A 20933-nucleotide genomic window follows, 5' to 3' on the forward strand; every position below is an offset into this window, starting at 1 on the left:
GAGAGTCTTTCGCTCAGCCGACCACCGCTGGCACCAGCCGTACCGCATAACTCACCGAGCCCTGCGCCCAGGCGAGCAGACGGTCGATGTTCGGGTGTTTGCCCGGATGGGTGCGCGCGTCGGCCGTGTGCTCCGCGTACCAGTCCAGCCCCAGCGCCGCGGCCTCGGGCGTGATGCGGCCGCCGTGCTGCTCGGCCAGCGCCGCGTACACCGCCAGCGAACCGGTCTGGCCCGGTCGGTTCTCGATGGTGGCCAGTACCGCGCCGTGCGCGTCCAACAGTTGCAGCGCGGCGAGGTGGTGGGTGGTGGGCAAGGTCTTGAGTCGGTCGGAGAAGTTCATGCGTGGATTCTGACGCTTCCCGATCCCTGAAAAGCATGCGAATACCGTGGGGCCGTTCATGGGCGTTCACCGCACCCGGCCGGGCGGGCCAGCGTTGGCCCACGAAAAACCGCGGTGTAGGATGGGCAGCCTCCCAACCCTCACCCAGGTGACGAGGCCATGACCCGACAGACTTCCCGGCTCCCCATACTCATCGCTGCCCTGGCCGCGCTCGCCGTGGCGGGCTACTTCGGCTGGCAGTATTTCAAGCCCGCGCAGGCGCCGGCCGCCCCAGCCGCTGCGCCCACGGCCACCGCCCCGCAAGCGCCGCCCGAGCCGGCGGCTTCCGAGCCCACACCCCCCGCCATTCAACACCCCGTGGAGGCACCGGTGGCCGACACCGCCGGTGAGCCCACGCCGCTGCCCGCGCTGGCCGAGTCCGACGAACACGTCAGCGCCGTGCTCTCGGATCTGCTCGGCCGCAAGAACGTGCTCAGCTTCCTGCAGCTCGACGGCTTCGTGCGCCGCGCGGTGGCCACGGTGGACAACCTGGCGCGCTCGCAGGCGCCGGTGATGGTGTGGCCCGTGAACCCCACGCCCCAGCGCTTCACCACGCAACGCGGGGAAAACGGCGTTGAAACCATCCACCCCGACAACAGCCAGCGCTATGTGCCGCTGGTGCTGATGATCGAATCGGTGGACACCGGCAAAGCCGTGAACCTGTACCGCCGCCTCTACCCGCTGTTTCAGCAGGCCTACGAAGAGCTGGGCTTTCCAGGCCGCTACTTCAACGACCGGCTGGTCCAGGTGCTCGACCACCTGATCGACACGCCGGTGCCCGCCGGGCCGCTGACCGTCACCCTGGTCGAAGTCAAAGGCTCGGTGCCGTCCACGCGCCCCTGGGTGCGCTACGAACTGGCCGACCCGGCCCTGGAGTCCTTGTCGGCCGGGCAGAAGATGCTGCTGCGCACCGGCCCGGACAACCAGCGGCGCCTGCAGGCCAAGCTCAAAGACATCCGCCAGCGCTTGGCCAGGCCCTGAGCTTGGCGCCTTACGGGCTGGTCTCCAGCACCTCGGCCTCGACCTCGATCACGCCCTCGAACAGGTCGATCGCCGTGGCCGCGACCTGCGCCGTGTCGACATACGCGTAAGCGCCCACGCCCACCGCGCCCACGATCGGCAGCCAGCGCGCCGCGCCCCTGCCCGCGACCCGTTGCGCCAGCTTCGTGCCAATGCGCCGGGTGAGGGTGCGGATCAGCAGCGGCGAAGCGCGCCGCACCAGCGTGCGCTGGCCCACGCGCACCACCAGGTCGCGCACCCCTTGCGCGGCCGTGTGCTGAAACAGGCAATACACCACCTGCTCGGGCGTCAGCGTGGACTGCTTGCCGTACAGGGCGGCCATGTCGGCCACCAGCTGCTTCTGGATCTTCCACACGCCCACCATCTCGGGGAGGATGGTCAGCCAGCCCACGAAACCCGGCGGCAGCGCCAGCGCGCCAGCCGTCAGCGCCGCTTTGGCCGCCGCAGCGTTGGCCTTCTTGCGCGCATCGTCGGCTGGCGTCTTGCTCTTGCGCTCTTTCGAGGCCGGCACCCGGCCCACCACGGACAGGATCGCCTGCCCGACGAGGTGCGAGGCTGCGGCTGCGGGTGGATCGGGCTCGACGGTCTTGGGCTTGCGGGGTGGCATGGGGGCTCCTTCTGGTATCGGGTCAGCGTCGGGTGCAAGGGCCTGCAATCACGGTTGTGGCCAGCCAGCCGCCCGCTCAACCGCAGACAAACACGCTGATGTACAGCGGCGTGTTGGTGCGCACCTGGCGCAGTGGAATGGGCTTGGCCGGTTCGGCCGACAGCGCCTGCTGCAGCTGTTTGGCCACGGCCGCTTCGCTCGCGTCTTCAAAGCGGATCTCGGTCTGGATCACGCCATAGCCCGGGCTTGCGTTGATCGACGGCGCGAGTTCGCGCACCTTCACCGCCTTCACCTGGCCTTCCATCTGGCGGGCGAACCCCTCGGCCCTGGCCTTGAAGGGGCTCGCCGCGGTGCCACTGCAATAGAACATGTCCAGCCGGTAGGCCGACAGGTTGTCGAGGTTGCCCTCGGCCTCCTTGCTCCACAACACCGCTTTCTCGCGCAGTTCCTCGTGGTACAGGCGGAACGCCTCTTCCTGGCTCAGCGCCTGGTTCATCGCGTCGCGCTGCTGCTCGGGCGCGCGCATGGCCAGCGAGCGCAGCAGGCCGATGCGCAGTTCCACCTCGGCAGGCTCCATGGTGGACAGCAGGCTCTCCACCAGGGTTCGGGTGGCGGCGATGTGCTCGGCGTTCCCGTCGCGCAGCGAGAGCGTCACCTTGTCGAACAGCTGAAAGCGCAGTTGCTCGCGCGAAGCGCGCTCTTCGCGCTCGTCCCGACTGGCCGCCACCTCGGCCTGGATGGATTCGAGCGACTGGCGCTGCTGCTGCGAGCTGTAGTTCAGCCAGAGCCCCATGGCCGCGAGCACCATCGTCAACACCAGATTGAGTTTCGGGAGCCACTGCTTGTCGGTAAAGCCTGGCTGGACCTCCTTCTCGCTCATGGGACCTCCTGCGATGGGGTGAAGGCGCCACCATACCGTCAAACGGGCGGTTGTGCATGCCAGGCCCTGCCAGCGCGGCCCGGCGCTTGCGGTTGCCCAGCCGCTGCGGTTCAGCGCGCTGGCGACATGGGTCGGTTCTGGACGTGGCGGCTCTGGTTGGCCTCAAACTCTTCGCGGCTGAGGGCACCGTCGCCGTTGGTGTCGATCTCCTTGAAATCCACCGCCTGGCTCAGACCGCGCATGGCGCGGCCTTCGGTGGCGCGCTCGGCGATGCGTTTGCTGCGGGCGTCGGTGAACTCCTGCTCGGTGATGCGGCCATCGCCGTTGCCATCGAAGTCGGCGAAGACCGGCATGCTGCCCGGCCCCATGGGGCGCGCCGATGGCTGGGCCGCTGCGGGCAGGGCAATGAACAAGGCGGCCAGGCTGGCCATGCAAGACAGTTTCATGGTGTGCTCCTGAAGGAATGGGAACCCACAGAATGGCAGCGAGGCGACCCGCGCACCTTGTGAAACGTCAAGCGAGCGAACGGCGCTCAGGCCTGCCACACCCCAAACCCGGCCGAGCGCAGGTCGATGCCGACTTCCACCTCCCGCGCTTGCGCATCCTCGTAGCGCATCGGGTTGAAGCCCTCGTACAGGTCGGGCAGCAGGCGCAGGCCGTATTTCTGCACATAGGCATTCGCCTGGATGCCGGCCTTGTGTTTGTCGAAGCGCACGTCCGGGTCCAGGCCCGTCATGCCCACGTACACGCAGGGTTTGCCGTCCACATAACCGGGGTTGCACTTGCGGAATTTGGGTTCCAGAAGCACATCCGGGTGCAGTTCGATCACGTAGACGTGGTGGTGCGGGCGGCGGGCCATGGTGAATCGATAGCACGCATCAAGCTTGCGACAACTGCCTCAAAAAACGGCTGGCTCTCTCGACCGCCTCGTCGTACCCCGGTCGATAGCCCAGCAGCTTCACGTAGCCCGGCCCCTCCACGTAGTCTTGCGAAACCCGCTCGGCCGCATCGCTCAGCCTCGGCGACACAAAGCCCAGGTACTGTGGATCGGGCACAAAGATGTCGATGTCCTTGCTCAAGCGGTGCCCATGTCTCAACATCAGCACCGTGCCGCCGCCGAACGTCCAGAACGGATCGCTGATACCGTGCCGGGCGATTTCGTCCACCAGCGTGAAGGCATGGGTCAGCAAGGTTTGCCAGACGCCTTCGGGCAGGTCGCGCGGCTGGGTGGAGCGGTTCATGCTGGAAGCATCAGGCCCAGGCTGCGCGCGGCGACTGCAGCTTGTGCGCCCAGGCCGTCAGGTGTTTCCACAGCATCTTGGGCGGCGTGTGGGTGCGCTGCGCCACCTCCTCCACGCCGGCCACGATCAGCGGCAGCGGCGCTTCGTCCAGTAACGTGGCCACCTGCGGTACCAGCGCGGTGGGCAGCGCGCCGTCCACCAACGCGCGTGCCAGCGCTGCTGGCATCAGCGCAGTCTTGTAGCTCACACTCGCCGTCTGGCTCAGCAAGGCCAAGGCCAGCGTGCGGGGTTCCCGGGTCTGCGCAGCGAGGTCCATGCCCAGCAGATTGAGCAGCGCCATCAACTTGGCCGCGCCCAGGTCCACCAGGCTGCCGTTTTCCAGTTGGTTGATGGTGGCGCGCGACAGGCCACCCAGCCGTGCCAGCCTGGCCTGCGAAAGGCCCAGCGCTTCGCGGCGGGCTTGAACGAGGTGGCCGATGTCTGCGAGATTCATGCCGGGAGTGGAGCATCAAGTTTGAAAAATGTCAAATATATTTGACATTTTGAAAGTCGGGCAACAGGGACAGGCTGTCTTCACGTCGACGCAGTGGCCGCCGCCTTTCAGGGCTTCAATTCCAGCGGCGGGCATCGGGGTTCCTTCTCTACAATCGCGCTCCTTTTCCCAAGGGGGCATGGCCATGGATCTGGAGATAGCGCAATCGACACCGACCGCCGCGGCGATTGCAAAGGTGGTCCAGGCAAACTACCCGCTGGGCGAGGTCGTTTCGGGTGAATTCCTGCGGCGCAGCTTCAATCAGGTGTACCGGCTCACGCTGGCCGATGGACGCCGCGTGGTGGCCAGACTGTGCGCCGAACGCCCGCGCGGCGAGCCCCAATTGCAGTTCGAGGCCGAGGTGCTGCGGCACCTGAGCGCGCGCGGCTGCCCCGTGGCCACCAGCCTGCCCACCACCACGGAGGAGGTGGCTCTGCGAATACGGCTGCCCGAGGGCGAACGCGCGCTCATGCTGTTCGAGCACCTGGAAGGGGAAGCCACCACCGACCTGCCCGCCAACATCCAGGCCTTCGGCCGTGGCCTGGCCCACCTGCATGCGGCGGGCGAGGGCCTGCAGAGCAGCGCCCGCCGCTACACGCTTGATCTCGACCACTTGCTGCTGCGCCCCCTGCAGCACCTGTTGCGCGCACCCACCATGACCGACGAACTTCGCCCGCAATTCGAAGCCCTGGGCCTGCGCCTGCACGACCGCATCGGCTCGCTCGGCGAATTGACCCAGGTGCTCTGCCACGGCGACGCGCACAGCGACAACAACTTCATCGCCGTGCGCGAAAACGGCGAACGCCAGGCCGTGTTTTTCGATTTCGACGACACCGGACCCGGCTACCTGGCCTACGAACTCGCGGTGTATCCGTGGTCGCTGCATCCGCGCAACGTGGACGGCGTCTGGAGCGACAAAGCCGTCGCCCGCTGGGGCCATTTCATCTCGGCCTACCGCGAAGTGCGCCCTCTCGGCGAAGCCGATCTGGCCGCCTTGGCGCCCTTCGTGGCGGTGCGCCAGTTCTGGCTGCTGGGTGAATACGCCGGGCGTGTGCCCGTGTGGGGCTCGCAGGCCATGCCCAAGGACTACCTGCAGCGGCAAGTGAAGCTGTTGCAGCAGTGGGAGAGCCTGGAAATGCCGGCGTTTGGCGCCGGCTTGATTTGACCAATTGGAATCTGACCTCAAAAAAACTCTGTTTCTCGTTCTGTTCAAAACCATGGTTTTGTCAAGTTTGAGAAACAGAAATTTCCGACGCGAGAAACCATGACCCGGTGAACCCTTCATCGATCCGATTTGAAAAATCGGCGCTGATGGCCTAGGGTAGAAAAGCTTGGCGACACCTCTCCCTCCCGCTCCGAGCTTAGGAGCAGTCGTCAGGCTCTCTTTTTTCTTCTGAAGGAGAACGACATGGGACTATTGGACAAGTTCTTTGGCAGCAAGGTGGCGTATCCGCCGCTGCCGGCGGGTAACGAGGCGCTGCTCAAACTCGATGCAGTCAAAGCGCCGCTGGAGGAGCTGGCGCACAAGGTGCATGACCACCTGGAAGTGGTTCCGGCGGAGCATGAAGCCTTTGTCTTCCTCGGCAAGCCCCCCATGAACTTTGGCATGGCCTGGATTCATGACGGCAAGGTCACCAGCCTCAACGACCTCGCCAAAGAACACCATCTATCGCAAGTCGAAATCGGGGAGCTGATGGGCCGGCTCGGCGAGGCCTATCAACATGCCAGCGAAACGCCGCGCTACTCGGCCGAATTCGGCGGCAAGCAGATGGTGGTCATTCCGTCGATGGGTCTGGAGCGGGAAATGCACCAGATCATGGCGAACACGCTGCACTGAGTGTTGCGGCGTCGGGTGCGTCGCACCCATGCCGCAGGCTGGCTTGCCTGTGGAAGCGGGCGGGCAGCTAAAACCCGAACTGCACAGCATTTGCGGGGCACTTGTGCGCTTAGGCCAACGGCTTCGGCACATATCCTGTGGGAACCCAAAATCGGAGGATTCCCCACATGACCACCCCGTTGCACGACGCCGACGAGCGCACCAACCTCACGGGCAACAACAAGTTTGAACTGCTGTTGTTTCGCCTGGGCGAAGCACCGGGTACCGACCGCCGCGAACTGTTTGGCATCAACGTGTTCAAGGTGCGCGAAATACTGGTGATGCCCATCGTCACCGCCATCGCCAACGCACCGGCCAACGTGCTCGGCGTGGCCAACATTCGCGGGCAGATCATCCCCGTGATCGACCTGCCCGCCGTGGTGGGCTGCGTGCCCAAACGCGGGCTCACCATCCTGATGGTCACCGAATTCGCCCGCACCACCCAGGCCTTCGCCGTTGAAGAAGTGGACGAGATCGTGCGGCTGGAATGGAACAACGTCTTGGCCGCAGAAGGCAACGGCGGCGGCCTGGTGACCAGCATCGCCAAGCTCGACGGCGATGGCGAAAAAGGCCGGCTGGCCCAGGTGCTGGACGTGGAGCAGATCCTGCGCAACGTCATGCCCACGGCGCAGGAAGAGATCACGCCGCAGTCGGTGGGCGCCGCGGTGAATCTGCCCAAGGGCTCCATCATCCTCGCCGCGGACGACTCGCCGGTGGCGCGCATGATGATCGAACAAGGGCTCAAAGCCATGGGCACGCCCTACGTCATGACCAAGACCGGCCAGGAAGCCTGGGACCGCCTGCAAGCCTTTGAAGACGAAGCCCATGCCGAAGGCAAAACGGCACACGACAAAGTGGCGCTGGTGCTGACCGATCTGGAAATGCCGGTGATGGACGGCTTCACGCTCACGCGAAACATCAAGCAGGACCAGCGCTTCAAGTCGATCCCCGTGGTGATCCACTCGTCCCTGACGGGATCGGCCAACGAAGCGCACGTGAGTTCCGTGGGGGCCGACGCCTACGTGGCCAAATTCGTGGCCACCGAACTGGCCGCCACCATCCGCCAGGTGCTGAAGCACTGATCGGAGCGGGGCCGCTGTTTCAATGCGGTGGGGTGGTGTTGGGCCGCCAGCTCAAAGCGACATGCCCATCGTCTGTCGGCAATACAGCGAGATGGACGAATACGCCGGCGTGTTACGCCAGCGCAGCAGCCACGCGCTGCGCCGCCAAGATCAGATCCTTGACCAGCCGCTCGTCCACCTCCAGCAAACCTTCGTACTCGCCCAGGTTGCGCTTGTTGTGGCACAAGTCCAGCACGCGCCAGACCTCGGGCCCCAGCCCCAGCGTATGTGGCAGCACCTGAAAAACGATGTAGCGGTTGCCGGCCCGGTAGCCCTTGGCGCGCAGTGCCGCGAGGCACAAGGCGTGGGCCGCGTTGTAGGCCAAGTCAAAGCGGCTCTCCAGCGCCAGCGTGGTGTTGCCCGCGTCCGCCAGGCGGGCGCGGCCCGTGCGCTGCAAGCCGGCGATCTCGGCCGCATCCGGCGGCTCTGGTTTGAGCGAGCCGCCGGGGCGGCTCAGGTTTTCAAGTGGGTTGGTCGGGTTCATGTGACGCTGATTCCTCCTGGCCGATCAGCCATATCTTTGGCTGTTGCATCACGCGATGGATGAACGCATTGTCGCCCTGCAGCCGGGTGTGGAAATCAGCGGCGGTGTAGAGCGCCGGGTTGATGGTGCGGCCCAGCGTCTGGCTGGCCCCCTCCAGCGCGGCGAACAACTCGCCATAGCCCAGCGTGTCGCTCACCACCAGCAAGTCCACGTCGCTCGCGGCTGTGTCCTGTTGCTTTGCGATGGAGCCAAACACAAAGGCGCGCTCAATCTGCGGCGCCAATGGCACCAGCGCAGCGCGCAGCACATCGGCCAGCCCCGTCGTCTTGAGCACCAGCCCGCGCAACTCGGCAAACACCGGCGACGCTGCGTTGGCCTGAAAGTGCTTCTGGTTGCCCTGCTTACGCACCGTGAGCAAACCCGCGCCCGCCAGATCGGCCAGCTCACGCTGCACCGCGCCTGCGCCCGACTGCGCCAGGCCGATCACCTCGTTTGTGTAGAAGCTGCGGTCTGGCACACCGAACAGCACGGCCAGCACACGCTGACGCACCTTGGGGAAGAGGGCATCGGCTATGGACGAGGGAGAAGGAGTGGAGTTGATACCCATAATGGGTTTTATCATACCCAATATGAGTTTTATTGACTGTGCCGTATTCCAAAACCCAGCGGTACGTCCGGGTGCAGCTCATGTTTCCTGAGGCGGTGAGCCTAACCTGGGAAGCTACCGCACAGACACTTTGGCAAGGGTTGTTCAGGGGCTGCTCCCGGTTGGTGCATCATGCGCCCAGGGAAGCAAATACTTACAACTCCATGGCCACACCGATACCCGCCTTGGGCAACTGCGTCTCGCGCATGACTTCGGGCGAGCGCCGCACCGCCGAACGGCTGGAAGACAAGCTCGATGCCGACTACCTGCTCTGGTACGACGTGGCCATCGGCCCCAAGCACCAGCACCCGGATTTCGTCGTCATGCACCCGCGCCGGGGCATCCTGATCCTGGAGGTCAAGGACTTCCGGCTTTACACCCTGATTCAGGCCAACAAACAGACCTGGGATATTCACGGCGACAACGGCCCCAAGACCATCGCCAACCCGCTGGAGCAGGCGCGGAAATACGCGCAGCGCTCTCGTGAGTGGCGAACTTCCGATTGAAGAAGGAGATACGACGATGAGAGAGCAGACGGGTCGCTACAAGGGTGGACTACTTGGTTTTCTTGGGGAGCTGCGCTGGATATTTGGTGGAGCAGTGGGGCTGGTAGTCGTTGTTATGACTGCGCCTGAAACGAACTCAGTCGAGCTAGGTTTTCTTGGGTTGTCGCTGTGGATTCATTTCTTTCTAGGTGCGGCATCGGCAATCCTTGTGGTGATGTTTCTCAGAACTATCGGAATGAATCCGGACGATGAGACTGATGGAAATGACTGAGTCCTCAAGGGAGTGGCCCGTGAGCTGCGGGCGCGACGGCGAAGCGCCGCACATCATCCGCCTGCCCAGCCTGCCCAGCCTGCCCAGCCTGCCCAGCCTGCCCAGCCTGCGGGCCGAAGCCACGCGCGTGGCCGAGCTGCTGGGCGCCGCCCACCAGGAAGGCCACGCCTGGGGCGACATGGCCATCATCTGCCGGCACTACAGCGAAATGGACGAATGCGCCGGCGTGCTGCGCCAGCGCGGCCTGCCGCATCAGGTGCGCAAAGGCGCGGGCAGCTTCGACCCGGCGGCCGACAACATCAAGGTGCTCACCATGCACGCCTGCAAAGGGCTGGAGTTCCCGGTGGTGGCGCTGGTGGGCGCGGGCCACATGCCTGCCCCCGGCGAAGACGAGCGCGAAGAAGCCAAGCTGTTTTACGTGGGCGCCACGCGGGCCACGCAGCGGCTGATCATCGGGATGGGTGGGGAGGGTGAATTTGGGGTGAGACTGGAGGCGTAGCCGATGATTGACGAAACCCAGAAAACGACTCAAGAACGCAAATTCAAGTGTTGGGCTGCTTCATGCGGCGGATGTGGTGACGGACCGTCCAGAGAGCACCTACTATCAAATTGTTTGTTCCCCGATGGTGTTGTCCGTGTTAAAGGGTTTGATTGGTGCATGGATGAGACCAAAACGGTTGGAATAAATGGGCTGGCTCGGCAAATCCTCTGTAAAAAGCACAATTCAGCGCTTTCTGACACCGATGCTGAAGCGAAGAAGGCAATCGATCTCTTCCAGCGTTCAGTGCAGCCTCTTGGTGGTAGTTCAATTGGCAATAAGGTTGATGGTCATAGATTGGAGCGTTGGCTTCTTAAGACTGCAATCAATCTTGCATACGGTGGGAAGTGGCACATTGGGATTGGCATGCATGGTTCTGCCCCAGGATTGCCTCCACCCTATTTGATTGATGTGGCATTCGGAAAACTGCCTTTTAGCCACAAGATGGGCGCACATTTTCTCTTGCCAAAGAAAGAAACGTTTCATGATCCAGGTGCGATTCTCACCTTTCCGCTGGTCAAAGACGGCTACATAGGTGGGGTTTATTTTGAGCTTCGCACTCAGCCTATATTCTTGAATCTATTTCCAGGGAATGCCCCCCCTACTTTGGGTGAAGTTGCTGAATCCTTGTCGCTCCAGAACCATTTGCTAGATACCGAATTGATATATCGACCACCCAATATTTCTACTACCCTTAGGAGCTTGGCTGCAAGCATGATTTATTTCGACTGGTAAGAGCCTTTTGGGCGAATCATGTAGATTTACCAATGCAGACCTTTGAGCGAGATGAATCTATGCACCAACGTCCTGGTCCGGCGCGGCATGTAGCGCCGGGGTGCAATAAGACCGGGAAATTAGATTCCTGCCAGGACCGCTTCAAGGCGATGCCCCTGCACGTGAGCAAGGGCCTGGAATTGCCCTTGATGGCCATGGTGCTTGGGCCACTGGCCACGCAGCGGCTGATTTTGGGAGTTGGCGGGGAAAAGTTTTGGGATTAAATTTATTTGAAGTGTTTTGTATTAAATTTCTGCATAATTTAAGGAGGTTCAGTGAGCGAGATTCTTGAAGGGTGGTTACTGGAACAATCGGTCTCTGCAAAGCCGCATCTGAGGCAAGGGGACTTGGTGCTGTTTCGTGAGTCTAAGGATCCCATGCGGATGGCAGGTATTGTTGTTACCGCCGATTGCGATCTTAAGAATCGAAAACATGCTCAACTCGTAACGCTTGTTCCGTTGCTAACGGTACAAGCAATTCTTGAGCGATATCTTTTCTTGGAGGCGTGTGAGTCGCTCAGCTCTCAGCTTCGATCTTGCTTGTGCAAGAAGTATGCTATTGATCTAAATGAAGATTTGCTTTTGATCGATGTTCGGCTGCGGGAGCTTCTGACACGTCCAGAGGTGCCAGCTATTGATTCGGTTGCTGTGAGGCTGATATTGGGCCTCCAAGAGCAAATTACAACTGCGTCCTATCGTGATTTGATGAAGATGATCGGAGGTGCTCCAAAAAGTGGAGGCGCATTCGAGACGCAATTGCAGAAGCGAGGGGATTTGGTTATCCTTCCTTCTGCTGAAATATTGGGCGTTAAAGGAAGAATTGCGTGGGTTCGGCATTTGTGGCAAGTGCCTGTTGGAGAAATCGCGCTAAAAACGTCTGATACTAAATACTGTGATGGTGAATTTGTTGCTAGACTCGATTCGCCTTTTCGATATCGGTTGACCCAGGTGATGGCTCAAGTGTTTTCGGACATTGGATTGCCTGATGGAAAGATTGAATTTAAGTCAGAGATTGAAGGGGTGATGGGTAATGCGTAAATACATCTTGATTACTGAATCGGCTCTGGATCTCATGCTAATGCACGAGATTTGGGGTCAAGATAAACTTCCGGTTGATAGTGAGAGGCATGGGATTGCCTCGCAGGCTCTGTCTGACGAGATAATGGCCTACTATTCGGCGCAAGAGGCTACTGGCTCATTCTTTGCCTTGATTGATTTGGAGTCTTTGTCTGCATTGTTGACGGTTGTTGGTGGTGATGTCTTCGATGTGTACAGAAGAATTGTTCGTGTTGTGAAAGGATTGAGGAATCCACCGATTCACCTTCCACGCCAATGGTCTGAATATCACTATCGCAACTTGCTGACGTTTTTTGCCTTGCCGAAGGGTATAGCGAACTTGAGGTGGGTTGCAGAATCTGATGGAAATAATAGTTGCGTGCGTTTTGATGCTATTACTTCCTCTTCTGATCAAGTTGACCTAGCGAAATATCGCCCTACAACTTGGCCTGATGGGTTTGAAAGCTTGATATCCAGAGCGCGCGGCTTGAAGGCGCCGAAGCCCAATACATTAAATCAATCAGAGGGTTTGGTTGCCGAAGTTGACTTGTCCGTGATCGGTAGTGGGTCCGTTGTCAAGAATCGCACCTATGAGGACTGGCAGCCGCATCTTTCTGAATCGCAGAAAAACATTCTGGCCCTGGATACACAGTCCTCAGTTCGAATTGTTGGGCCTGCCGGTTCTGGGAAAACTCTCGCACTTTGTCTGCGAGTCTTACTTGTTTCCCGAAGTCCTGATGTGATTTCTCAAGGTAGGAAGATTCTTGTCGCTACCCACAGCTGGGCTATGGCAGAAAGAATCGATGGAGTTCTCTGTGCATTAAACGGTGGGGTTGTCCCTAGTGGTGTTGTTGTATTTCCTCTTTTGTCGCTGCTGCAGCTTCATGCGGGGCACATCGGGCAACAGGTTGTGGAGATTATTGGTGATGACTCGACAGAGGGTCGAGTAAAGGTTCTGGAAATAATTAGGCAAATAATTGATGCTGATGGATTTAGGCGCGAAGGATTATCGGACTGGATTTTGACTGGGCTATTGGCGCCGGATGATGGTCGATCGAGATTGGATCTTTTGTTTAACTTGTATGAGGAGATTTCTGGCGTTCTGACGGCTTCGTCCTTCGCGCCGGATGATCCGGATGCGGTTCGATCATATCTGGCTGGCGCACGTGAAGACTGGATGCCGCCTTTTGAATTGATGGCCGACCGCAGTTTTGTTTTGAATATATATAAGTCACTGCTACGAATTCTGGTTGATCGCTCAGCTATCACAACTGACCAGTTTGTACTCGACTCTATTAGGGTTCTCGAGACTTACACTTGGAGGATGAGAAGGGAGACTGATGGCTATGACTATATTTTTGTTGATGAGCTGCAATTGTTTGATGCTCAGGAGAGATCGGCTCTAGAGCTTCTCGGGCGGTCGCGCAAGGGAGTTCCATTTGTCACTGCGGAAGATCCGTCTCAAGGCGTTTTTTCAAGCTTGCATTCGAAGCGGGGGATGGTTTCGAATCAGACTGTTTATTTGGAAACCATTCATCGATTTGAAAAGGAAATATTTGATCTAATTAGATTCTTCTATCAGAAATTTCCGTTAAATACATTGCCACTTAAAATCGATCCTAATCGACCAAGTGGGGCTGGTGTGCCTAAACTATATTTGGCTACGGATAGGGATGCTGGGGTAGAGTTGGTGGTGACTCTCGTTCAGGATGCTCTACGGGCTGCAACGGGTTCTGATCGGGTATGTATCGCGACAATGGGCGATACCGATGCTTTGATTTGTGATCTGCTGGAATCTAAGAAAATTTCTGCTACTAGGTTGGCTAGCTTTGATGATGTTGAGCAGCTTGGCTATCGCAAGAAGTCAGTCATAGTTGCTCCGTGGCAATTCATAGGGGGAACTCAGTTTAGCCATGTGATTTTGTCTACTTTGGATATTTCTCCGGCTGTCACGTCTTTTGGAAAGAGACACGAATTGACGGGCGTTTATTTGTCATGCAGTCGTGCAACTCGTTCGCTTTCGATTGTGTCAAGTGACTATGTCCCTCTGGTAGTTAGGGATGCCAAGGAGCATGGCTTAATTGCTCAAATTAGCTGAGTTCGAAAAAAAGCCACAAGGGCCAAAGACCTCTTGTGGCTTTTTTGCAAACGCTGCAGATCAGTAACCAAGGCGAATCACTTCCCCCAGCTATCCTTCAACCCCGTAACCCGATTGAACACAGGCTTAACCCCAGCCACATGATCCACCCGATCCGCCACAAAGTAGCCAAACCGCTCGAACTGGAATTTCTGATCCGGCTTCGCCGCGGCCAGTGAGGGCTCCACGTAGGCGGTCTCCACCTTCAGGCTGTTGGGGTTCAGGGCTTCGATGAAGTCTTTGCCGCCGGCGTCGGGGTTGGGGTCGCTGAACAGGCGGTCGTACAGGCGCACTTTGGCGCTCACGCCGCTGGCCACGCTCACCCAGGTGATGGTGGCTTTGGCTTTCACGCTGTCGGCGCCGGGGATTGCTCGGGTGTTGCTTTTCATCGTGATGGCGCTCGATTCAGTGGTCGGTAGCCTGGGCACGGTCGGCTTGCCGCGCCATTTGCCCCAGTCGCACGAAGTGCGAGCACTGTTCCACCCATTGCAGGCGTTGCAGCGGTGTCAGTTGTGCAAAAGCACGCAGGCGTTCGTCGCTGACAAAGTAGGTGCGCTGGTCGCGCTGGCTCTGTGAGGCGAGGTTCTGAGTGGGGGTGGTGGTGGACGTCATGGCTTTTGAAGGCGTTTGAGGTGCTCAATGTCGGCCAGATCGATGGGGCGCCCAGCACTTTGCTTGAGCGCTATCAGGTCGTCAATGCACGCCAGCGGCACCTGCACACCCGCGATGTCGAGGCGCTGCGCCCGTTGCACCATGTCTTGTGGATTCACCGGCGGGAACAGCAAGACGTCCAGTGTCACGCCAGCCAATTGGTCGCTGCGCAGCGCAAAGGCTTGCAGGTGGCGTTCTGTGTGCCAGCGCTTGAGCGTTTCAATGTCTTCCAGCGCGCTCAGCGGCACGGGCAACATGGGTTGCAGCTTGAGCTCTCTGGCTGCGGCCGCCAGGCGGGCCAGGTTGTCTGGCGACACCACGACGCAGACGTCCACGTCCATGGTGTTGCGCTCGACCCCGTGAAGCGCGACCGCGAGCCCACCGATCAGCACGTAGCCAACCTCGTGTCGGTTCAGGGCTGCGAAGAGGTCGAGGTAGAACATGGCGTCACTTGCCCCAAGAATCCTTCAACCCCGTCACCCGGTTGAACACCGGCTTGCTCCCCGCCACGTGATCCACCCGATCCGCCACAAAGTACCCAAACCGCTCGAACTGGAATTTCTGGTCCGGCTTCGCGGCGGCCAGTGAGGGCTCTACGTAGGCGGTGACGACTTTCAGGCTGTTGGGGTTCAGGGCTTCGATGAAGTCTTTGCCGCCGGCGTCGGGGTTGGGGTCGCTGAACAGGCGGTCGTACAGGCGCACTTCGGCGCTCACGCCGCTGGCCACGCTCACCCAGGTGATGGCGGCTTTGGCTTTCACGCTGTCGGCGCCGGGGGTGCCGCTCTTGGTGCCGGGGATCACTTTGGCGTGCACTTCGGTCACGGTGCCGCTCGCGTCTTTGGCGCAGCCGGTGCATTCGATGACGTAGCCGCCTTTGAGGCGCACCACGTTCCCAGGGAACAGGCGCTTGTAGCCCTTGGGCGGCACTTCTTCAAAGTCTTCGCGTTCGATCCACACCTCGTTGCCGATCTTGAACACGCGCTCGGGCGGCGGGGTCTGGCCTTCGGCGATGGCGCTGTGGGGCAGGGCGGGCTGGGTGCAGTCTTCGGTGTAGTCGTCAGCGCCGAAGGCTTCCGCCCAGTTGGTGAGCACCAACTTGACGGGGTCGAGCACGGCCATGCCGCGGTGGGCCTTGTTTTCCAGGTCTTCGCGCAGGCAGCCTTCGAGCGTGCTGTAGTCGATCCAGGAATCGCTCTTGGTGACGCCGATGCGTTCGGCAAAGAGCTGGATGCTTTCGGGCGTGTAGCCGCGGCGGCGCAGGCCGACGATGGTGGGCATGCGCGGGTCGTCCCAGCCGCTGACTTTGTGGTCGTACACGAGCTGGGCGAGTTTGCGCTTGCTGGTGATCACATAGGTGAGGTTGAGGCGGGCAAATTCGTACTGGTGCGGCGCGGGGTGGGCGAGCAGGCCGCCTTCGCAGAGGCGGTCCATCAGCCAGTCGTAAAACGGGCGCTGGTCTTCAAACTCCAGCGTGCAGATGCTGTGGGTGATCTGCTCCAGCGCGTCCTCGATGGGGTGCGCAAAGGTGTACATGGGGTAGATGCACCACTTGTCGCCGGTGTTGTGGTGCGTGGCGCGGCGGATGCGGTAGATGGCCGGGTCGCGCAGGTTGATGTTGGGCGAGGCCATGTCGATCTTGGCGCGCAGCACCATGCTGCCGTCTTCGTGCGCGCCGTCGCGCATTTCGCGGAAGCGGGCCAGGTTCTGCTCGGGCGTGCGGCTGCGGAAGGGGCTGTCCACGCCAGGTTTGCCGAAGTCGCCGCGGGCGGCGCGCATCTGTTCGGCGGTCTGTTCGTCCACGTAGGCGTGGCCGGCGGTGATCAGGTATTCCGCCGCGCGGTACATGAAGTCGAAGTAGTCGCTGGCCTGGAACAAATGGCTCTGGCCGTTGGCTTCCCAGTTGAAGCCGAGCCACTGCACCGCGTCCAGGATGGAGTTGACGTATTCGGTGTCTTCCTTCTCGGGGTTGGTGTCGTCAAAGCGCATGTGGCACACGCCGCCGTAGTCGCGCGCCAGGCCAAAGTTGAGGCAGATGCTCTTGGCGTGGCCCACGTGCAGGTAGCCGTTGGGCTCGGGGGGGAAGCGGGTGCGGATCTTGGCCGGGTCCAGCGGGCCGGCGGCGTGGTGCGCGGCGTCGCCCGGGGTGCCGGCCCAGTGGCGGCTGGCGTAGGTGCCCTTGTCCAGATCGTTTTCGATGATCTGTCGCAGGAAGTTGCTGACCTTGTGCTCGCCGGCGGCCTCGGGGGCGGCGGCAGCGTTGTTTTTGGGGGCCTTGTTGGCCGGGTTGGAGGGGGTGTTGGAGCTCATTGGGTCATTCTAGGGCGGAGCCTGAGGCCCATGGCTCACCGTAAGATCGCCGGTTTACTAAATTGAGCCTGGAGGGGGCCGCATGTTGGTGGGCATTGACTTGGGGACAACCCATTCGCTGATCGCGCATTACGGACCGGAGGGGCCGGCGCTGGTACCGAATGCATTGGGCGAAACACTGACGCCGTCGGTGGTGGCGGTGGACGAGCAGGGCCTTGTTCTGGTGGGGCAGGGCGCCAAGGACCGGCTGATCACGCATCCCACCGCCTCGGTGGCGACGTTCAAGCGCTGGATGGGTAGTGATCGCCAGACATCGCTGCGGGGCGGGCACTACCGGCCCGAGCAGCTGTCGGCTTTGGTGCTGCGTTCGCTGCTGGACGACGCACGCGCCCATCTGGGCGCAGACGTGACCGAGGCGGTCATCAGCGTGCCGGCGTATTTTTCAGACGCGCAGCGCAAGGCCACGCGCCAGGCCGGTGAAATGGCCGGGGTCAAGGTGGAGCTGCTGGTGAACGAGCCCACTGCTGCGGCCCTGGCCTACGGGCTGCAGCAGCTGGACCGCGAGAGCCGTTTTCTGGTCTTTGACCTCGGGGGGGGCACGCTGGATGTGTCGATCCTGGAGATGTTCGAAGGGGTGGTGGAGGTGAGCGCCAGCGCCGGTGACAACTGGCTGGGCGGCGAGGATTTCCTGGACGTGCTGGTCAAGGACTTTGCAGCGCGCTGTCTGCCGCCGGCAGGCATGGATGGGCTGGTTCCGGGCGTGCGGGCGCAGATTCGGCGGCGGCTGGAGCAGGCCAAGAAGGCGCTGTCGTCTCAGGAACAGGTGAGTCTGGACGGCCTGTGCGGCGAGCAGACGGCGCCGTGGCAGATGTCACAGGAGCGGTTTGCCCAACTGTCCGAGCCGTTGTTGCAGCGCATGCGCGCACCGCTGGAGCGGGCGATCCGCGACGCGAAACTGCGGCCGGCCGATATCGACGAAGTGATCCTGGTGGGTGGGGCGTGCCGCATGCCCATGGCGGCACAGCTGGTGGCACGCATGATGGGGCGTCTGCCCTTGCGCCACGTCAACCCGGACCACGCCATTGCATTGGGTGCTGCTGTGGCCGCCGGCATGAAGGCCAATGACCAGCGCCTGCGCGAGGTGGTGCTGACCGACGTGTGTCCCTACTCGCTGGGTACCGACGTGGGCCGAAAGTTGGAGGGCGGGAAGATCGACACCGGCTACTTTCACCCGATCATCCCGCGCAATTGCACGGTGCCGGTCAGTCGAGAAGAAGTGTTCTATCCGTTGACCGACCAGCAGACGCAGGTGCAGATCGGCGTGTACCAGGGCGAGAGTCCCTGGGTGCGCAACAACATCCAGCTGGGCGAGTTGACCGTACCGCTGGGCCCCGCCGGGCACAGTGGCGAGCGCGGTGTGCGCGTGCGCTTCACCTACGACGTGAACGGCATCCTTCAGGTGGAGGCGTGGTCCCTGGCCAATGGCGAGCGCCACGAGTTGGTGCTGCAACAGGGCGAGGCGACCCTGTCGGCGCAGGAGTTGAGGGCACGCATTGCGGCGCTGGATGCTTTGAAGGTTCACCCACGCGAGCAACAGGAAAACGTGGCCCTTCTGGCCCGTGCCGAGCGGGTGTATGAGGAATACATCCACGACCGGCCCGATGTGCAGCAATGGATCCTGCTGTTTCGCCAGGCGCTGGACACCCAGGACCTGCGTGTGGTCAAGGAGCACCGGGAGGCCTTGCGGGAACGGCTGGACGGCGTGGAGGGCACGCGATGAGCTGGGCCTTTGAACGCCTTGGCCTGCGGCCAGATGCGCAGGAGCGCGACGTCAAGCGCGCCTATGCGCGGCTGTTGAAGGACACCCGGCCGGCGGAAGACCCGGAGGGCTTCCAGCGCCTGCGCGAGGCCTATGAGGCGGCACTCGCCCAGGCGGCATGTCGCGTGCAGGCTGACGGCGACGCGGATGTCGCCATTGCCGAAACGGCAGAGGTCTTGGCTCAGGCCGACCTCGAAGTTCCGCATGAGTCGCACCCGGTGTCGGAGTCGGTGCAGGACTCCGGGTCCGAAGGCACGAGCGTGACCATGACGCCGGTCGAGATCGCGCGTCTGATACTGGAGCGGGTCGCTGCCCAGCCATCACCCGAAGCCGCGCATCAGTGGCTGGCCGAGCAGCCATTTCTGTGGCAGCTGGATATCAAGCACGCGGTGGCCGATGTCCTGCCGTGGGCACTGGCGAACTTTGAGGAGCCGCTGCTGGCCGACAGCCTGGATGTCTTGTGGGCCTTCTTCGATCTGGACCAGGTGAGCGATAGTGCCCACGTCGATCGAGCCTATGCATATCAGCACAAACGGCACGAGCTGAGCATGCGCTGGCTGATGGTCGGCGAAAACCAGGCGTGGCTGAGCTTGCCGGGGAATCTGCAGCGACTGCAGGCGGCATGGGATCCGGGTTTCGTGGGTGAGAGATACGCCTTGGCCCGGCTCGGTCGGCGTCTGGGCTGGGTCAGCCGTCCGGCCGGGCTGTGGCTGAACGTGCTGCGGGCGTTGCGTTGGGGGCAGATGGATCAGATGGTCCAACTGCTGGCGTGGCTCAGCAATGAATGGCGCAACGCGTTGGCGCCGCCGTTGAGCGGTGACCAGGTGCGCTTCTGGCTCCGTGCGCACGACCACACCCGTCTCAGCAAGGAGCGGCTGGCTGTGGTGTTTGCACAGTGCACAGTGGCATTGTTGCTGGGAATCTTGCCGCTGGCGGTCGCCCGGCTGGATCGCGATGGCTGGTCCGGCGCGGAATGGGACTTCGAGCTGAGCGCTGTGGCCTTGGGTCTTGCCGTTGCGATGTACCGGGGACTGTGGACGCCGCTGGTGCATTGGCAGGCGCGGCCGGAGGCGGAGGTGGATCGTCTGGCTTGGCTGCACGCCTTGTGCGTGCCCTTGATCGTGCTGATCGGCGGGCTGGTCAGGGAAGGGCTGGACCTGCCCAGTGTGGCACTGGTGATCTGGATGTGGGCTGGTTGGCTGGTGTTCTACCGTTTCCGCGGCCGGCAGGGCTTTCTCGGCTCATCGGTTGGCGGGTGGTGGTGGCTCTTCCTGCTGTTTGGCGCCAAGGCGCTGGCGGTTCTTTTCGCCATGTTGCTGGCGGTGGGCTACTGGGTGGCGGCGGTGCTGCTGGGGCTGTGGGCCTGGGAGCTGTACAAGGCCCGGCCTTTGGCGCTGGCGCGGACAGCTGTGCCGTCCTGAGCGATGGTGGGTGGCAGTTAATTTCTGTCTTGACAGAAATTTCTGATGGCGCCTAACATCCACCCCATGGAACTCACCGAAACCTCCCGCCGTTTTGTGCTGCACTGGGGCGAAATGGGCACCGCCTGGGGCGTGAACCGCACCGTGGCGCAGATTCACGCCCTGCTGTTTTTCCACGGCCGCCCGCTGCACGCGGAAGAGATCGCCAACACCTTGGTGGTGGCGCGCTCCAACGTGAGCAACAGCCTCAAGGAGTTGCAGGGTTGGGGGCTGATCCGGCCGACGCAGGTGCTGGGCGACCGGCGCGATTATTTTGAAACCTCGTCCGACGTGTGGGAGCTGTTCCGCACCATCGTGCGCCAGCGCAAGGAGCGCGAGTTTCAGCCCACGGTGCAGATGCTGCAGGCGCTGGTGAACACGCCAGAGTTCGAGGCCGAATCGGCCGACGCGCAAGACCGCGTGCGCGAAACGCTGCGCTTCATGCAGACCCTGGGCGTGTGGACGGACGAGATGCTGCGCCTGTCGCCCGCCACGCTGGAAAAGGTGATGCGCCTGGGCGCCTCGGTGCAGAAGTTTGTGCGCTCGGACGGCTGAATGGCTGGCCGGGCTTTTTTTTGATTGTTGATTTCTGTTTTGACAGAAATAACAGAATCAATGGAATTGGCCGA

Annotated in this window: 24 protein-coding genes and 2 pseudogenes; 13 read left to right on the plus strand and 13 right to left on the minus strand. The window is 61.6% G+C overall.

What is annotated here, in order from left to right:
* Window positions 1-13: 13 nt before the first annotated feature.
* On the minus strand, window positions 14-340 hold the full coding sequence (locus HTA01S_RS17735; protein WP_068174059.1) for a DUF2322 family protein: 327 nt from the start codon (window positions 338-340) through the stop codon (window positions 14-16).
* A 159-nt stretch (window positions 341-499) separates the two neighbouring features.
* On the opposite strand from HTA01S_RS17735, the gene HTA01S_RS17740 reads away from it, so the two are divergent.
* The gene (locus HTA01S_RS17740; protein WP_068174060.1) at window positions 500-1360 is read left to right on the plus strand and encodes a DUF3014 domain-containing protein; all 861 of its coding nucleotides are present in this window, start codon (window positions 500-502) and stop codon (window positions 1358-1360) included.
* Window positions 1361-1370: 10 nt separating this feature from the next.
* On the opposite strand, the gene HTA01S_RS17745 is transcribed toward HTA01S_RS17740, so the two are convergent.
* The 6 genes from HTA01S_RS17745 to HTA01S_RS17770 form a co-directional block, all read right to left on the minus strand.
* Window positions 1371-2006, minus strand: coding sequence for a hypothetical protein (locus tag HTA01S_RS17745; protein WP_068174061.1), 636 nt, complete (start codon window positions 2004-2006; stop codon window positions 1371-1373).
* 76 nt (window positions 2007-2082) lie between these two features.
* Complete coding sequence (locus HTA01S_RS17750; RefSeq protein ID WP_068174062.1) at window positions 2083-2886, minus strand: hypothetical protein; 804 nt, start codon at window positions 2884-2886, stop codon at window positions 2083-2085.
* A 110-nt stretch (window positions 2887-2996) separates the two neighbouring features.
* Window positions 2997-3332, minus strand: coding sequence for an EF-hand domain-containing protein (locus HTA01S_RS17755; RefSeq protein ID WP_084236238.1), 336 nt, complete (start codon window positions 3330-3332; stop codon window positions 2997-2999).
* An 86-nt stretch (window positions 3333-3418) separates the two neighbouring features.
* A complete protein-coding gene (locus HTA01S_RS17760; RefSeq protein WP_068174064.1) occupies window positions 3419-3745 on the minus strand; it encodes a hypothetical protein in 327 nt (108 codons plus the stop codon).
* Window positions 3746-3764: 19 nt separating this feature from the next.
* Window positions 3765-4127: a nucleotidyl transferase AbiEii/AbiGii toxin family protein gene (locus HTA01S_RS17765; protein ID WP_084236216.1), complete on the minus strand. Its 363-nt coding sequence runs from the start codon at window positions 4125-4127 to the stop codon at window positions 3765-3767.
* 10 nt (window positions 4128-4137) lie between these two features.
* A complete protein-coding gene (locus tag HTA01S_RS17770; RefSeq protein WP_068174065.1) occupies window positions 4138-4620 on the minus strand; it encodes a helix-turn-helix domain-containing protein in 483 nt (160 codons plus the stop codon).
* Between the two features lie 184 nt (window positions 4621-4804).
* Here HTA01S_RS17770 and HTA01S_RS17775 point away from each other — a divergent pair, with 184 nt between their 5' ends.
* The 3 genes from HTA01S_RS17775 (at window position 4805) to HTA01S_RS17785 (ending at window position 7617) form a co-directional block, all read left to right on the plus strand.
* The gene (locus HTA01S_RS17775) at window positions 4805-5824 is read left to right on the plus strand and encodes a phosphotransferase enzyme family protein (protein ID WP_245638127.1); all 1020 of its coding nucleotides are present in this window, start codon (window positions 4805-4807) and stop codon (window positions 5822-5824) included.
* Between the two features lie 243 nt (window positions 5825-6067).
* Window positions 6068-6496: a hypothetical protein gene (locus HTA01S_RS17780; RefSeq protein WP_157572168.1), complete on the plus strand. Its 429-nt coding sequence runs from the start codon at window positions 6068-6070 to the stop codon at window positions 6494-6496.
* A 167-nt stretch (window positions 6497-6663) separates the two neighbouring features.
* Window positions 6664-7617 carry a chemotaxis protein gene (locus HTA01S_RS17785; RefSeq protein ID WP_068174068.1) on the plus strand — a complete coding sequence of 318 codons (954 nt, stop codon included), beginning with the start codon at window positions 6664-6666 and terminating at the stop codon, window positions 7615-7617.
* A gap of 112 nt (window positions 7618-7729) precedes the next feature.
* Here HTA01S_RS17785 and HTA01S_RS17790 read toward each other — a convergent pair whose 3' ends face one another.
* The gene (locus tag HTA01S_RS17790; RefSeq protein ID WP_068174069.1) at window positions 7730-8140 is read right to left on the minus strand and encodes a hypothetical protein; all 411 of its coding nucleotides are present in this window, start codon (window positions 8138-8140) and stop codon (window positions 7730-7732) included.
* Window positions 8118-8762 (minus strand): nucleotidyltransferase domain-containing protein, encoded by a 645-nt coding sequence (locus HTA01S_RS17795; protein ID WP_084236218.1) that lies wholly within the window; start codon window positions 8760-8762, stop codon window positions 8118-8120. The genes HTA01S_RS17790 and HTA01S_RS17795 overlap by 23 nt, the downstream gene beginning before the upstream one ends.
* A 188-nt stretch (window positions 8763-8950) precedes the next feature.
* Here HTA01S_RS17795 and HTA01S_RS17800 point away from each other — a divergent pair.
* The 6 genes and pseudogenes from HTA01S_RS17800 to HTA01S_RS25400 all read left to right on the plus strand — a co-directional run.
* A pseudogene (locus tag HTA01S_RS17800) lies at window positions 8951-9259 on the plus strand (nuclease-related domain-containing protein); the annotation flags it as partial.
* Window positions 9260-9308: 49 nt separating this feature from the next.
* The gene (locus tag HTA01S_RS25385) at window positions 9309-9563 is read left to right on the plus strand and encodes a hypothetical protein (protein WP_157572169.1); all 255 of its coding nucleotides are present in this window, start codon (window positions 9309-9311) and stop codon (window positions 9561-9563) included.
* The gene (locus HTA01S_RS17805) at window positions 9556-10062 is read left to right on the plus strand and encodes a 3'-5' exonuclease (protein WP_322788367.1); all 507 of its coding nucleotides are present in this window, start codon (window positions 9556-9558) and stop codon (window positions 10060-10062) included. The genes HTA01S_RS25385 and HTA01S_RS17805 overlap by 8 nt, the downstream gene beginning before the upstream one ends.
* 3 nt (window positions 10063-10065) lie before the next feature.
* Window positions 10066-10836, plus strand: a complete 771-nt coding sequence (locus HTA01S_RS25390) for a hypothetical protein (protein WP_157572170.1) — start codon at window positions 10066-10068, stop codon at window positions 10834-10836.
* 314 nt (window positions 10837-11150) lie between these two features.
* Window positions 11151-11912, plus strand: a complete 762-nt coding sequence (locus tag HTA01S_RS25395) for a hypothetical protein (RefSeq protein WP_157572171.1) — start codon at window positions 11151-11153, stop codon at window positions 11910-11912.
* On the plus strand, window positions 11905-14028 hold the full coding sequence (locus HTA01S_RS25400; RefSeq protein ID WP_157572172.1) for a UvrD-helicase domain-containing protein: 2124 nt from the start codon (window positions 11905-11907) through the stop codon (window positions 14026-14028). Before HTA01S_RS25395 ends, HTA01S_RS25400 begins: the two co-directional genes overlap by 8 nt.
* Window positions 14029-14105: 77 nt before the next feature.
* Here HTA01S_RS25400 and HTA01S_RS17810 read toward each other — a convergent pair.
* The 4 genes and pseudogenes from HTA01S_RS17810 to HTA01S_RS17825 form a co-directional block, all read right to left on the minus strand.
* A pseudogene (locus HTA01S_RS17810) lies at window positions 14106-14435 on the minus strand (glutamine--tRNA ligase); the annotation flags it as partial.
* 37 nt (window positions 14436-14472) lie between these two features.
* Window positions 14473-14679: a hypothetical protein gene (locus tag HTA01S_RS17815; protein ID WP_068174074.1), complete on the minus strand. Its 207-nt coding sequence runs from the start codon at window positions 14677-14679 to the stop codon at window positions 14473-14475.
* Window positions 14676-15161, minus strand: a complete 486-nt coding sequence (locus tag HTA01S_RS17820) for a DUF6036 family nucleotidyltransferase (RefSeq protein WP_068174075.1) — start codon at window positions 15159-15161, stop codon at window positions 14676-14678. The genes HTA01S_RS17815 and HTA01S_RS17820 overlap by 4 nt, the downstream gene beginning before the upstream one ends.
* Before the next feature lie 4 nt (window positions 15162-15165).
* Window positions 15166-17025: a glutamine--tRNA ligase/YqeY domain fusion protein gene (locus tag HTA01S_RS17825; RefSeq protein ID WP_068174076.1), complete on the minus strand. Its 1860-nt coding sequence runs from the start codon at window positions 17023-17025 to the stop codon at window positions 15166-15168.
* Between the two features lie 82 nt (window positions 17026-17107).
* On the opposite strand from HTA01S_RS17825, the gene HTA01S_RS17830 reads away from it, so the two are divergent.
* The 3 genes from HTA01S_RS17830 (at window position 17108) to HTA01S_RS17840 (ending at window position 20859) form a co-directional block, all read left to right on the plus strand.
* Entirely contained in the window at window positions 17108-18805 is a 1698-nt protein-coding gene (locus HTA01S_RS17830; RefSeq protein ID WP_068174077.1) for an Hsp70 family protein, read from the plus strand.
* Window positions 18802-20265, plus strand: coding sequence for a hypothetical protein (locus HTA01S_RS17835; protein WP_068174078.1), 1464 nt, complete (start codon window positions 18802-18804; stop codon window positions 20263-20265). The genes HTA01S_RS17830 and HTA01S_RS17835 overlap by 4 nt, the downstream gene beginning before the upstream one ends.
* 66 nt (window positions 20266-20331) lie before the next feature.
* Window positions 20332-20859, plus strand: a complete 528-nt coding sequence (locus HTA01S_RS17840; protein ID WP_068174079.1) for a GbsR/MarR family transcriptional regulator — start codon at window positions 20332-20334, stop codon at window positions 20857-20859.
* Window positions 20860-20933: the final 74 nt, after the last annotated feature.

It is taken from the genome of Hydrogenophaga taeniospiralis CCUG 15921, assembly GCF_001592305.1.
GTDB lineage: Bacteria > Pseudomonadota > Gammaproteobacteria > Burkholderiales > Burkholderiaceae_C > Hydrogenophaga > Hydrogenophaga taeniospiralis.